The organism is Cutibacterium modestum (assembly GCF_008326345.1).
Taxonomy (GTDB): domain Bacteria; phylum Actinomycetota; class Actinomycetes; order Propionibacteriales; family Propionibacteriaceae; genus Cutibacterium; species Cutibacterium modestum.
This window is the reverse complement of the sequence record NZ_BJEN01000001.1, coordinates 66,861-82,103: the sequence shown is the minus strand read 5'-3', so window position 1 is coordinate 82,103 and position 15,243 is coordinate 66,861. Positions and strand designations below refer to the sequence as shown.

The 15,243-nt window shown below is 59.5% G+C and carries 13 protein-coding genes, 1 other RNA gene and 2 pseudogenes; 5 read left to right on the top strand and 11 right to left on the bottom strand.

Annotation, left to right across the window (positions count from 1 at the left end):
• Nucleotides 1-12 precede the first annotated feature (12 nt).
• Entirely contained in the window at nucleotides 13-486 is a 474-nt protein-coding gene (locus F1563_RS00480) for a DUF2505 domain-containing protein (RefSeq protein ID WP_002526662.1), read from the top strand.
• A 35-nt stretch (nucleotides 487-521) separates the two neighbouring features.
• Here F1563_RS00480 and F1563_RS00475 read toward each other — a convergent pair whose 3' ends face one another.
• On the bottom strand, nucleotides 522-1,019 hold the full coding sequence (locus tag F1563_RS00475) for a DUF6912 family protein (RefSeq protein WP_002526661.1): 498 nt from the start codon (nucleotides 1,017-1,019) through the stop codon (nucleotides 522-524).
• 180 nt (nucleotides 1,020-1,199) lie between these two features.
• Between F1563_RS00475 and F1563_RS00470 the strand changes: the two genes are divergently transcribed.
• Entirely contained in the window at nucleotides 1,200-1,724 is a 525-nt protein-coding gene (locus tag F1563_RS00470) for an Rv3235 family protein (RefSeq protein WP_002526660.1), read from the top strand.
• A 41-nt stretch (nucleotides 1,725-1,765) separates the two neighbouring features.
• On the opposite strand, the gene secA is transcribed toward F1563_RS00470, so the two are convergent.
• From secA to camp1, 8 genes are all read right to left on the bottom strand, one after another.
• Entirely contained in the window at nucleotides 1,766-4,468 is a 2,703-nt protein-coding gene (secA, locus tag F1563_RS00465; RefSeq protein ID WP_443090025.1) for a preprotein translocase subunit SecA, read from the bottom strand.
• 259 nt (nucleotides 4,469-4,727) lie between these two features.
• Nucleotides 4,728-5,339, bottom strand: a complete 612-nt coding sequence (hpf, locus tag F1563_RS00460; protein WP_371863502.1) for a ribosome hibernation-promoting factor, HPF/YfiA family — start codon at nucleotides 5,337-5,339, stop codon at nucleotides 4,728-4,730.
• A gap of 216 nt (nucleotides 5,340-5,555) precedes the next feature.
• Nucleotides 5,556-6,050 (bottom strand): ComF family protein, encoded by a 495-nt coding sequence (locus tag F1563_RS00450; protein ID WP_002546911.1) that lies wholly within the window; start codon nucleotides 6,048-6,050, stop codon nucleotides 5,556-5,558.
• A 941-nt stretch (nucleotides 6,051-6,991) separates the two neighbouring features.
• Nucleotides 6,992-7,297, bottom strand: coding sequence for an LpqB family beta-propeller domain-containing protein (locus tag F1563_RS13805; RefSeq protein WP_478210292.1), 306 nt, complete (start codon nucleotides 7,295-7,297; stop codon nucleotides 6,992-6,994).
• Nucleotides 7,298-7,608: 311 nt separating this feature from the next.
• A complete protein-coding gene (gene mtrB / locus F1563_RS00435; protein WP_269148777.1) occupies nucleotides 7,609-9,123 on the bottom strand; it encodes an MtrAB system histidine kinase MtrB in 1,515 nt (504 codons plus the stop codon).
• A gap of 65 nt (nucleotides 9,124-9,188) precedes the next feature.
• Nucleotides 9,189-9,899 (bottom strand): MtrAB system response regulator MtrA, encoded by a 711-nt coding sequence (mtrA, locus tag F1563_RS00430; RefSeq protein ID WP_172623570.1) that lies wholly within the window; start codon nucleotides 9,897-9,899, stop codon nucleotides 9,189-9,191.
• An 84-nt stretch (nucleotides 9,900-9,983) separates the two neighbouring features.
• Complete coding sequence (locus tag F1563_RS00425; RefSeq protein WP_172623569.1) at nucleotides 9,984-10,562, bottom strand: YqgE/AlgH family protein; 579 nt, start codon at nucleotides 10,560-10,562, stop codon at nucleotides 9,984-9,986.
• 730 nt (nucleotides 10,563-11,292) lie between these two features.
• Nucleotides 11,293-12,150 carry a CAMP factor pore-forming toxin 1 gene (camp1, locus tag F1563_RS00420; protein WP_002526648.1) on the bottom strand — a complete coding sequence of 286 codons (858 nt, stop codon included), beginning with the start codon at nucleotides 12,148-12,150 and terminating at the stop codon, nucleotides 11,293-11,295.
• Between the two features lie 762 nt (nucleotides 12,151-12,912).
• Between camp1 and F1563_RS13880 the strand changes: the two are divergent.
• Nucleotides 12,913-13,221, top strand: a pseudogene (locus tag F1563_RS13880) (hypothetical protein).
• Nucleotides 13,222-13,896: 675 nt separating this feature from the next.
• On the opposite strand, the gene F1563_RS13360 reads toward F1563_RS13880, so the two are convergent.
• Nucleotides 13,897-14,097: a hypothetical protein gene (locus F1563_RS13360; RefSeq protein WP_007433474.1), complete on the bottom strand. Its 201-nt coding sequence runs from the start codon at nucleotides 14,095-14,097 to the stop codon at nucleotides 13,897-13,899.
• On the opposite strand from F1563_RS13360, the pseudogene F1563_RS14550 reads away from it, so the two are divergent.
• Nucleotides 14,033-14,281: pseudogene (locus tag F1563_RS14550) on the top strand (ClbS/DfsB family four-helix bundle protein); the annotation flags it as partial. The gene F1563_RS13360 and the pseudogene F1563_RS14550 overlap by 65 nt on opposite strands.
• The gene (locus F1563_RS14545) at nucleotides 14,227-14,571 is read left to right on the top strand and encodes a ClbS/DfsB family four-helix bundle protein (protein WP_250637250.1); all 345 of its coding nucleotides are present in this window, start codon (nucleotides 14,227-14,229) and stop codon (nucleotides 14,569-14,571) included. The pseudogene F1563_RS14550 and the gene F1563_RS14545, both read left to right, overlap by 55 nt.
• Nucleotides 14,572-14,852: 281 nt before the next feature.
• Here the strand turns inward: F1563_RS14545 and ssrA are convergent.
• Nucleotides 14,853-15,191: a transfer-messenger RNA gene (gene ssrA / locus F1563_RS00390) on the bottom strand.
• Nucleotides 15,192-15,243 lie beyond the last annotated feature (52 nt).

Sequence of the window (15,243 nt, the reverse complement as noted above, 5' to 3'; positions counted from 1 at the left end):
CATCATGGTGGCATGGACATCAATTCACAGACTCATTTCGACGCAACCCCCGATCAAGTTGTCGCTATGATGACTGATCCGGCATGGTGGCAAGACGTTCACCGTCGTGGCGGTGGCACGACCAGCAACGCTGTTGTTACGGGGGATACGCTGAGGTTGGACGTGACTATGCCAGCTCCCAGCCAGGTTACCAAGTTCGTCGGTTCGACTCTGACCGCCAAGCAGACGCTGTCGTGGCAGCCGGCTGGCCCCGACGGTTCACGCGAAGGTACACTTCAGATCGTCCCTCAGGGCGTGCCCGCGAAGGCAGATGGCCACGCCTCGGTGTATCCCGACGCCACCGGGACTAAGGTTATTTACACTGGGACCTTCACAGTGTCGGTGCCGCTGGTGGGTAAGAAACTTGAAAAAGCCGCGGCCCCTCACATCACTCAGGCCTTTGACATGCAGCAGGATGCTGGTAACGATTGGTTGGCTTCTCGCTGAAGCTAACCTCGTCAGGCCAGGCAAGGCGGCCAGCTTCACTCGAGACCGTGGAAACCCTCCGGATCGGTGCCAGCCGCAGGAAGTTCTTCGGTGACGTCATGCCATGACAACTCGTGCTCACCGATAAGGGTCTGGATGGTGACGTCGTTCCACGCGTCGTCAATGGTCATGCCCTTGACCGCCTCTGCCGCTTCCCGAGAGTCAGCATCGTCGTCGTCAGCGAACCACGCGGTAATTTGAGAAGGCTCGAGCCGGGTGAGGGTCACTCCACCGTTGTCGACCTCCTCATGGTCGGTGATTTGCTCAGGCGGGACGTGAGCGACAAGCACCAAGCGTCGACCAGTACGGGTCAATCCCCACACGGAGCCGATAACCATGGCGGCATGCTCGGTTTCCTCGGGATCAGTGACGTCAAGGATGGATTGCAACTCCTCGGTAACTGTGAAGGCCGTCACCTGTTTCGCCGGTGCAGCAACGAGGTGATGAGCCTGTTCCGCATTGGTTGGGATGAAGACGATGGTGGACGTCGACAATTGAACCCTCCTTGGTCAGCGTGGTCCCAAATCCATGATCCACGCTACTCGAATGCGAATGTGAACCATATACCGGTCCGTTACGTCCCGGATAATGGAACGATTCGCTCACCAGAGTTGTCCACAGATTCTCCCATCAACCCTTCCGCTCAAGGTATCCCATGCGCTGTCCTTGAACGCATGATGACGACACCATCGCCTAAACCTCTCAACTCGGCACTAGTCGACCATTGCGGGGTCTTCCTGGAACTCGACCGCGATTGGTGGCCCGACGAACTATGTATCGTCTCATCGGCGCCGACCCTGTGCCTCGACAGAGATGACTCGCAAGCTCGCTACGAGGCGACGAAACTCACTCGCGCTGTTCACATCATCATCGTGGAGACAATGGCTGGACGGCGGCCCATGAGTCAGCTCGTCAAAGCCAGTAGCACTCGTGCAATTGCGACGATGAGGCGTTGGCCTCGAGGCCCGGGCTGGAGCCGTATGCTTCTCGTTGGTGAGCCGCGTGTAAGTTACGACGACAACCAAGTCGACGGGGTGGGTCTGCTTGACCTCAGAGGTCGAAGACTACCGATGGCCACCAGGCTGGCGCTTGAGGGCTGTGCCTGGCGTCTCGACGCCGTCGAACTGGTCCTCAACCCCAAAGTGGCCATGTTATTGACGTCGAAGAAAATCACCTGTGAGACCGTCGGACTGGGGTGATAGCACGGCGCCAGACGCGCTGGACCGACGCCATCAACCCCTCACCGACGCTTCTTGTTCTTGCTGCGACGCTTCTTCGACGCTGCAGACCTTCGGGCGGCGCGATTCCCCTGGCCACGGGGATTCTGCCCACCTTCCGAGGTTGTCGCTGCCTCACCCTGTTCATCTGGCGCCGAATAGGTCAAGGCCCGACGCGGACGATTCTCCTTGGGGAGCACCGAGTCAGCCGTCACCGGTTGGCCTCCGTCGTCGGTGACCAGGCCTACCTCCGGGCTGGTTTCAATCTCGAGGTTAAACAGGAACCCGACAACCTCCTCCTTGAAAGAGTCCATCATCGAGTTAAACATGTCGCCACCTTCGCGCTGATACTCGACCAACGGGTCACGCTGCGCCATGGCCCGCAGACCGATACCTTCGCGCAAATAGTCCATCTCGTAGAGGTGCTCGCGCCATTTACGGTCTAAGACCGTCAGCAGGACCTCACGCTCAAGCTGTCGCATGGTTGCTTCGCCGAGTTCTGACTCGCGGCGATCGTAGGCCTCCTGAGCGTCGGCTTTGAAGTCCTCAATGAGCTCCTCAACGTCCTGGCAATCGGCATACTCGTCAATGTCCAGACCGACCGGGTATACGGTCCCGATCTCGTTCCACATCGCGTCAAGGTCCCAGTCCTCCGAGTAGCCCTCGGTGTATTTGCGGACGCCCGCCTCGACGACGCGGTCGGTGGTGGCGCGCAATTCGGCCTCGACGTCGGCACCCTCCAAGACCTTGTGACGATCACCGTAGATGACGTGACGCTGACGGTTCATGACGTCGTCGTACTTGAGGACATTCTTTCGCATTTCGAAATTCTGCGCCTCGACCTGCTTTTGGGCGCTCTCGATCTGACGCGACACCCATTTCGATTCGATGGGCATATCCTCGGGCATTTTGAGGGTGACCATGGCACGGTCAATGACCTCGGGCTTGAATAGCCGCATGAGCTCGTCCTGCAGCGACAGGTAAAACCGCGACTCACCGGGGTCGCCTTGTCGGCCAGAACGTCCTCGTAACTGGTTGTCGATACGGCGAGACTCGTGGCGCTCTGAACCAATGACATAAAGGCCACCGAGCTCCTCAACCTCGTTGTGCTCGGCTTTGGACTGCTCCTCGTACTTGGTTAAGGTGTTGTTCCATGCAGTCTGGTAGGCATCCTGGTCCTCGACCGGGTCCAGACCCCTTTCACGCAGGTCAAGCTCAGTGAGGAACTCGGGGTTGCCACCGAGGATGATGTCGGTACCACGGCCAGCCATATTCGTCGAGACCGTAACGGCCCCCTTGCGGCCAGCTAGCGCGACGATCGCGGCCTCAGACTCATGGTGCTTGGCGTTCAGCACCTTGTGCGGCACGCCGGCCCGCTTGAGCTTCTCGGAGAGAAGTTCCGACTTGGCCACCGAAGCCGTACCGATGAGGATCGGCTGACCCGCCTCGTGACGCTCCACAACATCGGCGATGATAGCGTCGAACTTAGCATTCTCGGTGCGATAGATGAGGTCCTTCTGGTCCTTGCGGATCATCGGACGGTTTGTCGGGATCGGGATAACGCCCAGACCGTAAATCTTTTGGAACTCGCTTTCCTCGGTCTTGGCGGTACCCGTCATGCCAGCGAGCTTGTCGTACATGCGGAAGTAGTTCTGCAGGGTGATCGTCGCAAGGGTCTGATACTCGTCCTTGATCTCGACGTGTTCCTTGGCCTCAAGGGCTTGGTGGAGGCCTTCGTTGTAGCGACGGCCAGCAAGGGTACGACCGGTGTGTTCGTCAACGATGAGGACTTCACCGTCGACCACGACGTAGTCCTTGTCGCGATGGAAGAGTTCCTTGGCTTTGATGGCGTTGTTGAGGTACCCGATAAGGGGTGTGTTTGCCGACTCGTAGAGGTTCTCAATACCGAGCCTCTCCTCCACAACGGTAATTCCGTGCCCGAGCACAGATACGGTGCGCTTCTTCTCGTCCACTTCGTAGTCGACGTCGCGCTCAAGCCGTGAGACGATCCTGGCGAACTCCGGGTACCACTGCTTGTTCTCTTCGGCTGGACCGGAGATGATCAGCGGGGTACGGGCCTCGTCGACGAGAATGGAGTCGACCTCGTCAACGATCGCGTAATGGTGGCCACGCTGCACGCACTCCCCGAGCGAACTGGCCATATTGTCACGCAGGTAGTCGAAGCCGAATTCGTTGTTGGTGCCGTAGGTGACATCGGCCTCGTATGCCTCTTTACGGGCCATCGGCGGCATGTCTGAGAGGATTGCCGAGATCGACAATCCGAGGAACCGGTGCACACGTCCCATCTGCTCTGATTGTACCCGGGCCAGGTAGTCGTTGACCGTGACGATGTGCACGCCCTTGCCGAGCAAACCCTCGAGGTACGCGGGTAGCAGACCGACCAGTGTCTTGCCCTCACCGGTCTTCATCTCAGCGATGTTGCACTGGTGGAGGGCTGCACCACCCATGATCTGAACATCGAAGTGGCGCTTACCCAACACGCGTTTTGAGGCTTCACGCACCGTCGCGAAGGCCTCTGGGAGAAGAGGGTCCAGACTCTCGCCGTTGTCGAGACGCTGACGGAAGTCAGCGGTCTGACCCGCTAACTCGTCGTCGTCCATGGCGACGTAGTCCTCTTCAATGCTGTTGACCTGGCCGACAATGCGGTTGAGTCGGCGGATGATCTTGCCTTCACCGGCGTGAAGCACGCGATCCATGAGGTTCACGGGGCAGGTCCTTCAAGGAGTAGACGTCGTAACCGTCGGAGCATATGCCCGACGAGTGGCGTAACAAAGCCACCGCCCCTATCCTAGGGGGTCGCCGGCCGAACCAAGAACACGGCAGCTCAATCCACCTCATTGCGGTGCAGCGTCGACGTCACCGCAATGCCGAATACCGGAAGTTGCGCAGGGTTCATCGCCCCAACCCGACAAGCGGCGATGCGGGCTTCCCCACATCGCCGCGACCTCAAAACCTCAGTCGGTATTACTCATGGTCAAGGTCCAAATGGATGACACCGTAGTTGTATCCCTTCTTGCGCCGGTAGACGACGCTAGGCCGCTTGGAATCCTGATCAAGGTAGAGGAAGAAGTCATGACCAACCAGTTCCATCTCATCGAGAGCCTGAGCCAGGGTCAGGGGGACGGCCTGGAAGATCTTCTCCTTGACATAGAGGGGGCTGTCCCCGGTGACTTCCACGTCACCCGCGATCTTCCTCGTGGTCAGGATATCGGGTGCCTCGTCGGTGCTCTCCTCGGGCAAAACATCCAGGACCTGGGAAACACGCAACCCACGGCGGCTGCGACGACGATCCGCAGCCTTGACTAACTGGGTGCGAAGCCGATCGGCCGCCATGTCAAAGGCAACCATTTTGTCCTCCGCCTGTCCGACGGCTCGCACCACCGGTCCCTTAGCCCGCAGCGTGATCTCACATGTGATGGCCTGGTCTTTGGGCCCCTTAGTGCCTTGGGCAGTGAAGACCACCTCGGCGCGCTGAACCCGATCCTTCAACTTCTCGACCCCGGAGAGCCTGTCCTCGACCTGGGCGCGCACGTCGTCACTGACGTGGCAATGCCGTCCCGAAACGATGACCTCCATGACAACCTCCTGTGCTGGGGTTTGCATCGGTCTTTCCGACGCTGACACATAAACACGACCGAGCCCCGCCCTCCGACTGGAGATCCAGGTGCCGCTCGGTCGTGCCATGCATCTACGCTAGCCCATACGGGGCGCTCTCAACAGGTGTTTGGCAAGCTTCAATGCCCCCGGTGCCGATGTCTACAGTGCCTGATCATATCGACGAGCCAGTCATGATCACGGCCATCGCGTCGCGGTCGCAGCGTCAGCTAGAACGACGATCGAAAGTACCCGTCGTCCCGACCGGGTCAGGGCACGGCAGGCCTCCCCCACCGTCGCTCCGGACGTACGTACGTCGTCAACGACAATGACGTCTCCGCTGCCAGGATCAGCCCTCATTGACCCTCGTTGATTAGCGCCCCGCTGCTCATCGCTAACCTCGAGCTGATCGGCGACCCGACGGGTCCGACGCAGCAGGTGGGCCATTGTTGCATTAGGTATCTCAAGCCACTCCAAGGCTGACCGAGTCATGTCGGCAGCGTGATCGGCTCCTCGCCGCCTTACTGCCCGACCCGACGACGGCACTGGGACGACGTCAACGTGCCCCGGAGCGGCAGCCACGGCTGGTGCCAGTCCGTAAGCTAACCACTGGCCAAGGTAATCGGTGAGCCATGTGGCACTGCGGTCCTTGTGAGCGGTGACGATTCCCGGAATCGGACCGTGGTAGCCCATGGGCGGTCCGTCAAGGATGACTCGAGGCGCCGGATATACGGTTTTCAGACACGCCTGGCAGATTCCGATTCCAGGCGCTGCGCAACCGGGACAACATGCTCCCAGAAGCAGATCTGCCAGGGATTCGAGTGTGTTCACGATCCACTAGTTTCGTAGCTCAGCCTAGTTCGGCGGAAGGGTCAAGCAGTAACCGCAACCGCGCTGTCACACCGGCCTCGATCGCGAGGCCCAGCACGCACAATCGAGTAGTCGTACAGCGTCGGTGATGATCGACAGATTCGCGTCCGAGGAGGACAACGGAATGTCGACGATGTGACCTAGGTGTATCACGCCCTCCTGGCGAGTCAACAACCCGATCCCCAGCCCGCGTGCACTCCCCCCTGTTCGAGGATGAGGGCAACTCGGGTGGCATCAGGGGCCACGCTGAATGAGGTTACCCTGTGCCCGCCAGATCAACGATGGTCGACGTTAGAGTGCCGTCTGCTCTGACGACGATCAGCATCAAGTCTGTGCTCGACAAGGTCATGACGGTGTGATTTCCGAAGTACTTGTGGCCGCAGCAGGTTCACGCCGGTGGCCGGCACCTGGGTATTCCCGCTACCTTCCTGCTGGTTCAGTAACGAACGCCGGTCTACCAAAACCGCGCGCCAGACCGCACCGGGGCTGGCCAGAGAGGTTGTTGGCATCACAAACTGAGTGGACGCGACCTTAACCACGCCGTTATTCGTGGTCGCTCTTCGCCCCAACGCGCCGGGCATGATCTGGACATGATGTCCCGAGCGCCTCATCTTCCCCTTGACGACGGCGACCACGATCGGTGAGTGGGTCGGAGAGAGGAATGAAGGCGGGGGTCCGCGGACACGGTATCGTCTTTAGCCGCCTCTGAAAGCGGCAACATAGAGCCGGCGGTAAACCGGACGCGGAGATCGCTGCGAAGCCGTTCAGGATCCAGGCGACCCGGCTCGGAGAGCGGCATCTGGGTTGGCGACGCTGGGAGGATGGATGACGTCGGGCACGAGGTGATCGGCGGCCTCCGTCAAAAAGAAGATCAGAATCGACGACCAGCTGAAGGTGTACTGGGAAATGAGCAACCCTTCGGGCGGCCCGGAGATACGCCATTGACCCGATTCCTGCACCGTTTCGGAATCATGGTTGAGAGTCCGGGAATTGGCCGGGTGATGGTGGCCCTGGGAATCGATTCGTCCCACCCCGGGGGCCTGGGGCGTTGCGGTGGCGGCGGTGCTGATCGACTTATGGTTCGTGGCGTCGTAGATGGTGGCTTTCGCATGGGGACCTCATCGATCCGTCATGTCGCTGGTGAGGTAGGACCTCGCGACCCGGTAGTCGTCACGCCCTCGTCATCGCTTGTAGGAACCCGCCATCACGAGATTGATGGACGCGCCGTTAGCCGGAGGATGGGAGCCACGTCAATGCTCTCGCGCGCGACAGCGTGGGGGCATCGACTCTCTTCACCGGGCCCTGGGTGGCACTTCGACGCATCCGACAAGCAGGACAGCGGCGGCCGACGGCACGGCGCGCCGGGAGGGGCATAGGGTCATCATTTCTCCTCATCGTCCGAATAGTCGGCATCGGTCGGAGATGCGGGAAGCGGGGACTCGACGATAATTCCGCCGGGCTGTCTGGGAACCACCAATCGGAAAAAGGCCCCTTGACCTGGACGTCCCCAGGCTGTTAGCCAACCATGGTGCAGGTTCGCGTCTTGACGGGAGATCGCCAGCCCTAAGCCGCTTCCGCCCAGCGTACGCACCCGTGATGGGGCGCCTCGCCAGAATCGTCCGAAGACCTTCTCAGCCTGCCATGGCTCAAACCCGACACCGTGATCACGCACCCCGACTCCCACCGCACACACCGTGACTTCGACGGTCGTGCCGTCAGCATGTTCAACGGCGTTGGATAACAGGTTCCGGATAATGCGACTGATACGACGCGGATCTACCTCTGCGGTCTGCGCGGCCTCGGCGACGAGCGCGATTGGAGTTCCTAGACGATCGGCCACCGGTGTGACATCCATGATCTCAGCCCGTGCCAATTCAACAATGTCGCAGTCCTCTAAGGTGAGTTGGGTGGCTCCGGCGTCGAACCGCGAGATCTCCAACAGGTCAGCGAGAAGTAGTTCGAACCGCTCCATCTGGGCACGCATGAGTTCGACGGATCGTACCTGCATTGGATCTTCCGGGTCAGCCTCGATCATTTCTGAGGCCATCCGCATCGTCGTCATCGGCGTGCGTAACTCGTGGGACACGTCGGAGACAAACTGCTGTTGCAAACTCGACAATCTCTCGAGTTCGCCGATGCGTCGGTCCAGCTGGGCAGCCATGTCGTTCATGGACGATGCCAGAGTCGCCAGGTCGTCAGTGCCGCGCACCACCATCCGCTCGTCAAGGGCGCCACCGGCCAGCTTGGAGGCGGTGATGGACGCTTGGCGAATCGGCTGAGAAATGTGACGGGTTGCCAGATAGGTCGTAACCGCAATGGCCAGGGCCATAAGGGCGCCGACGCTGATGACGCTGCGGCGCAGTAGGGCGATGGTAGCGACCTCCTGGGTCTCGGGAAAGATGAAATACACCGGGACGGTTTGGCTGGCCCCAGGCGGCCATAGCATCGACCCGACGACGATTCCGGGGACGTCGGGACGGACGTGGTCGGTGTAGTGCACTGTCGTGGGGGAAGACCACGTGCCGTTGGACTCGCCCACTTTGGCTGTCAGGTCTGTTGGGACCGAATTTGGGGACACGCCTTGGGAGATGAAGCCGGAAACCGGTCCCTGGATGAAGACGTGGTATTGGCCCGACTGGCTCGCGGCGTCGTCGGCGAGACGGTTGAGCCGCTCGTAGAAGGCTGCCGTACGCAGGTCGGTGTGGCGAAGTTGCCCTTGGATCCGATTGATGGTCGCAGTTGTCTCGGCGATGGCCGAGGTGCACTTGGCCTCAACGATGCCAGCCGTGGCTTGGCGAACGAGGAAGAAGCCACCGACGACGAGGATGACCAAGCTGCTCGAAAGGGTGATGGTGACTGTGCGCAGTGGTAGGGAGGACCACCATAGTCGTCGCAGTCCGGCCAGCCACGGTGGACGTCGGCCCGGCCGGCGACCACGACCGGCATGCCGGGCCGGGGTGATCAGCTTTCCTCCCCCGGGGTACAGATGCGGTAACCGATACCACGAACAGTGATGATCATCTGGGGGTGATCGGCATTGCGCTCAACCTTGGAACGCAGTCTCTGCACGTGAACGTTGACTAACCGGGTGTCGGCACTGTTGGTGTATCCCCATACCTCACGCAGCAGGGTCTCCCTGCTGAAGACCTGGTTGGGGTGTTGAGCCAACGTAAGGAGCAGGGAATACTCCAACGGAGTAAGCGAAATCTCCTCACCACCCAGTTGGACCACATGGGCAGCGGGATCAATGGTCAGGTCACCGACGGTGATGACCCCGGCCTCCTCACGCTGGGCGGCGGGTGTGCGCAACCGGGCCCGGAGACGAGCAACGAGCTCTGCGGATCGGAACGGCTTACAGACGTAGTCATCGGCTCCGGCACCAAGGCCTCGGACGACGTCAGGGGTATCAGAGCGGGCCGTGAGCATGATGATCGGGACACCTGATTCGCGTCGAATGTCTTGGCAGATCTGGATACCGTCACGCCCGGGTAGCATGAGGTCGAGGAGGACCAGGGCAGGTCGGCGCTCACGGAAGACGTCCATGACATCCCTGCCGTGCCCGACCCACACTGTCGAGAATCCTTCTTTGACAAGGACAAGCTGAAGCATCTCGGCTAAGGCCGCGTCGTCGTCAACGACGAGAATCGGCCCATGATCACCGGCGGTGTCCACCATAGGCCTCCTCACTGGGTTCCGTGACGGTGCATATGGTAGTCCCCATACTCCTAACTGGTGACCGATTGGGGGGGACGACGATCAATTGAGGGTCGGGGTGCTGGTCGCTGTTGCGAGCAACGCGACAGGGCCGTTCTGACGATGCAGCACGGCTCGCCACAAGCCCCGTGGCTCAGAAGAAAAGACGTCCTCAGGGTGAGCGACGGCTCTGACCCAGTCGCCGCGGATCAGTTCGGCCTCTAACTGGCCAGGGCCCCATTCGGCGTATCCGGCGAAGATACGAACGTTGGTAAAGGCACCTTCCACGAGTTCGGTCGGGGTGTCAAGATGGAGCAAACCGGTCAGCCCATCGACACGTCGCCACCCGGGAGGTTCCTCACTCGATCGTTGTACCCGGGCCAGGCAAATAGCCCCACTTGGTGATATCGGACCACCGAGGAAGAGGTCCTGCGGCGGAGTGGCTAGATGGACCCAGCCCGGCAGTTGTCTATGCAGAGTTCCCGCTGTGCATGGTTGATTGACGATAACCCCGAGGGCGCCGTCGAGCCCAACGTCGATGAGATAGGTGACGGACTCGTAAAAAATCCCCTCGTCGATCTGGCGACTTGCCACCAGCAGGTCACCAGCCTTGAGAGGGTTCGCGAGTATCACGAGGTCTATTGTGTCACCCACGGGCGGGGAATCGAGGCACGATCGTCAACGAACTCTCACGATCGTACTGGTGTGTTGTGGGGCTGATCGACCATCCCCACCCCACATGGTGAGCGGATCCAAGTAAATCTAAGGGGAGGGTGTTACACCCACGTTCATAACTTTGCAGACTTCCATGATCGTTGGCACACAGTTCCTGGCAGATCTCGACCGCCGAGCCGCCGCGACTGGACCCTCAAGATAATCACAGGCCGGCCCTGATTCCACGTCGGTGCAACATGCCAGGCCGTGTCGGGTTACTGCCACGACCCGCAGGGGTGTGAGCTGAGGCCAGTTCAGGACATGGATGCGCCAGGGCCAATAAGCCCACCCGGGGCACCAAGGAGAGCCCTAGGTTTCGACGCGCCCCGGTGCCAATGAACACTTAGGGGCGGATTGGACGGCTATTGGTCTGGCCGGACCCGATTACACCGCCAAACACCAATCCCGCAGACTCGCTGGACCAGCGGAATTCGAAAGCCAGAGGGGCAAGGTATTTCGTCACTTGAGTGCGTGTCCGGTCACCCCGTGGCCCATTTCAGCGTTGGCATATCCGGCGTCGTGGGTGACTACGTGCCCGCTCCACCACCTCAATCGAGCCCGGAGGAGAAGAGACCGGGAACACGAACATGGGCCCATCCCTCAAGAGGAATGGGCCCATGCCGTAAATGACCCCGATGCAAGTGTCAGGACAACAGCATCAGGAGGCGGCCGGAGCCGGCGCGCAGAAGGACGGCATTGCCGGGGTCAGCAACCTGTTGGGAGCCCTGAGGGCATCCTGGTAGGCAGCCTTGACATCCGTGATGGCCTGATCAACCTCGGAAACACGCACCAGCGGGTCCATCAAGACACCGGTGGCCTTGAGCAGGGCACGGCTCATGAAGTAGATAGTGCCCAAGTGCTTGAAGGGCAGCACGCAGGTGTTGCGATCGAAACGAACCTGGCGAAGCACGCGAGCCAACTTGGTCTTGGTGTAGAAGGTGGCCACATCGTTGGGCTTGAGGTCAGGCATCTTCTGAGCCTCAGCAAGAGCCTTCTTCACAGCCGCCATCTCGTTCTTCAGCTGATCGTTAGTGGCGCTAAAGGTCACCAGCAGCACACTGGCGTGAACCAACTCAAGGAACACGTGGGAGTGGGCTGGCTGGGCCTTATCCTGCAGGGTATGGGCCGCACCGTTGACGGCATCGACCATCGTCACCAGCAACTCGACACGAGTGGGGATCGACTTGAGGAAGGCAACCCCACCCTTGATAATGTTGACAAGTGCTTCCTTGATCCGCTTGGCCGTCTCAAGGAGCTTGCCAATGATGTTGGTGATGTTCGTGGGCGCGAAGGCCTCTTTTGCGCTCCTCTGGGCATCCAGAAGCGAGGCAATGCGGGTATTGACAACCTGCAGTTCCTTCTGCGCCTCCGCAACAGAAAGGGTCTTATTGGGCTGAGTGGTGCTTACCGCCGCCATGGGGGCAACCGGAGCCGCATGGACTGTCGTTGCAGAGAAGGCCGCCGGGGCCATCAAGGCACCAACAACCAGCGGCGCTGCCAAGAACTTAACCTTCATTGTGGGTTCCTTTCACCTGGAACAATTGCTCGCAACTGCAAGCTAGAAGCATCGTTGCACACCAGGGGGTCAACTTGGTGTCCCCAGTTCAAATCTGATTCAAAGCTGACGGTTTCGCGTCGGGAAACGGCGCCAGAAAACCCGTGACATATCATCTTCCATTGCGAGAGACATCAATGGCACTTATGCACATTTCTATGACATGACATCTACCCTTGTCAGGGTAAGGACGATGGGTGTCACATCCCCTTTCTATCCAACCCAAGAAAGGAGAAAATGCCGCGAGACATATCCCATCCTGTCACCAAGAAGGCCACCATAATTTACTCAGGAACGGTCGATAATTCTCTCACCATACCCCGATACAGAATCCTCGTTGTTGTCCTTATTGGGGCAAGCAATATCAACAGAAGAATACCTCGCCTCAGCATGTCGACCCACCCCTGCCCATTACATGCGTGACATATCCACAAGGGTACGATGCATGCCCGGGGATGCAGTCGCATACCACACCCAACCAAATACCCATTCAATCAGCATAGAAATATGCCCTGGCGGCAGCTCCCATGCCTCATTTGCCAGCCTGTCACGTGCCTATACCCACGAGCAGTGGTTGTCACCCAGGTCTGACCTGCCGTGGAGGAGGCCGCATTCTCGCGCGCAATATCTGCGCCCGTCACCACGTCCCCACCTGCAAGCTCTCCACCGCCCAAATACGGGCCGATATGGCGGGAATCGACAGTTCGGCGCCCCATAAGTCCGATCACGGCAACGACCCCGGACCATGATGGTTCCACTAGGACAGGTTCATGGCCGTCATGCAAAGGCACCCAATCTACTCAGAAGGAGACGAACCCACCATGACCGACACCAGCCAGATCACGAAACCCATCAAGGCGTCCACTCAGCAATGGCCCGCGATATCCGCATGGCGCAAAACCAGAACAGCAAGTCGAAACAGCAGGAAGCAAACATCTCCACTGTCAAGAACCTCGCCACCAAAAAATGTGGAAGACCAGGACACCCTATGACACATCTGGTACTACGCGCTCGAGAACCGGGCCGCCTTGAATCCAAGATCTCCGACATCAAAAAGAAGGTAAAATGATGACTGACAAGGCTTTTTAGACGGGTGAGAGTAAACGCGCCCTCAAGACATTCATCCAGTGCTCGACGCGACAGAAAGCAGGATGCTGACCGTCGACGGCTTTTGCAGTTTGCCTTGGGCATCGACGCTCGTCACCGCCGTGTGCCCGTTCTCTTATCATTGACCACGCCGCTGGGGGGCAAGCGACTTCGGCAGGTAGAGTCTGGCCTACACCGCCCCGCACGGGTGCAAAATGTCAGCATGACGGCGTTGGACTTGACCGCCCGGTCCGACGCGCTGGAACCGATAGCGACCCGTTGCGCTGCATCTTGATCGGGCCTCGGCTTCGACGTCTAGCCACGTGCATTCAGATGCATGTACACCGTGACCTCTACGCTACTCTCAGATTCGTTTTCAATCGTTCCAATGGCTCCGCTGTACGATCACCAAACCGTACTTTACTATGAAAACGCCCCTGGCAAGGGGCGTTGATCGTGATATGTGGAGATGACGGGATAGGCAGCGATGATGACCCAACCGTGACATACATCCCCAACGCAACCTTCCCAAGACACGTACCTAACTATCACCGCATCCCCGGTCATCACGGCGCGTCGGATTGCCGTGGCGATCACGTCACAGATCCTGGACAGCCACGGTCAGCGGGCACGAGGATGAGCCACTCGCCACCCGATGACGCCACACGCAACGATGATGACCAGACCGAAAATGCCAGCCCGCCTATTTGCCGCATTGAGCGCCAGAACACCGACAATGGCCACACCGATCAGGAAGATGATGACCCCGACGACGAAGAGCGAACTGCTGGCCGCAGCGAGTGCCTCCTTCAAGAAGCTCACGGAGCTGTGGGACGGATTCACTCCCGAGCAAGCCCACGCGCCATTCCCGGCAGCGCTGTTGTCGGGCGGTGCTGAGGCACATTGGCAGCGCGACAAGTGTCTACGTGACGTCGTGATCCACCTGCATGAATGGTACAACCTCGTCACCGTGTGGGTCAGTGCCAATCAAGCTGGCACCCTCACAGGCTTTTTCCTGAACCGTACACGTGGCGTAACTACGCCGCGCTCAACGAACAATTCATCCGCCAACATCAGAATACGACCTACGAAGCAGCTCGCGATCTCTTGGCGGCATCACACCAGCACGTACTCGGTATGATCGGAGGTTTCAGTAACGACGAGCTGTTCAGCAAGAAGCACTTCGGGTGGACGGGGACGACCAGCTTGGGTTCCTACTTTGTGTCGGCGACCAGCTCCCACTACGAGTGGGCGGCCAAGAAAACCCGCGCCTACGCGAGAATCCTCGCACACTAACGTCGCTTCTTGACCCGCTGAGGGTCAATACCATGTTTGAATTCGGGGTTCGTGCGTGGTTGGCCCCACTCGTTGAGGAGACGGCCAACTCTAGAGATCCGACGAGCGTCGGTAACGAACGCCTCGGCTTTGACATATGCGGTGTGGAACCGCTCAGAAGTGAATTCGGGACAGCCAGGGTGGGAAGCAGGGGCGTTTGGGTTTCACCGGCATGCTCACCGCCTTCTACGAACAGCAAGACCCCCAGACGGGCCACCGAGAAGCGCCTGCGGGTCTCTGCCTAGTGGAGAGGCGGGAATTGAACCCACGTTCCTGAAAGACCGTCCAGACATTCTCCGGGCGCAGTCGATGCTGTCGTTATTGCTCGGCCCCTGCACTCACACCGACATGGTGCAAACAACCCGATCGTAGAAATAATTCCGCCCAGTCACCACGGCAACAACTGGGCGGCAAGTCTTCGCAACGAAACCAGAATCCGGGCTGACCCCTCGACCACTGATCAGGCAGCAAGAGCAAAGTCAGTGCGAGTATTCTCGGCACTTATAGATTCCCAAGGATCGTTAACAAGCTGATCCTGGGCCCTCGCCCCGCTTCTCTTGGAACAACCGTCCGAAAACGTTGCACTACAGCTCGGCAATCACTGCGCTGACGCCAACCGAATTGATCAGGATA

Excerpts from the sequence above, each read along its gene's own strand:
- F1563_RS00480 (WP_002526662.1), top strand. The coding sequence starts at position 13 with ATGGACATCAATTCACAGACTCATTTCGACGCAACCCCCGATCAAGTT.
- F1563_RS00470 (WP_002526660.1), top strand. The coding sequence starts at position 1,200 with ATGATGACGACACCATCGCCTAAACCTCTCAACTCGGCACTAGTCGAC.
- hpf (WP_371863502.1), bottom strand. The coding sequence starts at position 5,339 with ATGGAGGTCATCGTTTCGGGACGGCATTGCCACGTCAGTGACGACGTG.
- F1563_RS00450 (WP_002546911.1), bottom strand. The coding sequence starts at position 6,050 with ATGGGCTACCACGGTCCGATTCCGGGAATCGTCACCGCTCACAAGGAC.
- camp1 (WP_002526648.1), bottom strand. The coding sequence starts at position 12,150 with ATGAAGGTTAAGTTCTTGGCAGCGCCGCTGGTTGTTGGTGCCTTGATG.
- F1563_RS14545 (WP_250637250.1), top strand. The coding sequence starts at position 14,227 with ATGGTACAACCTCGTCACCGTGTGGGTCAGTGCCAATCAAGCTGGCAC.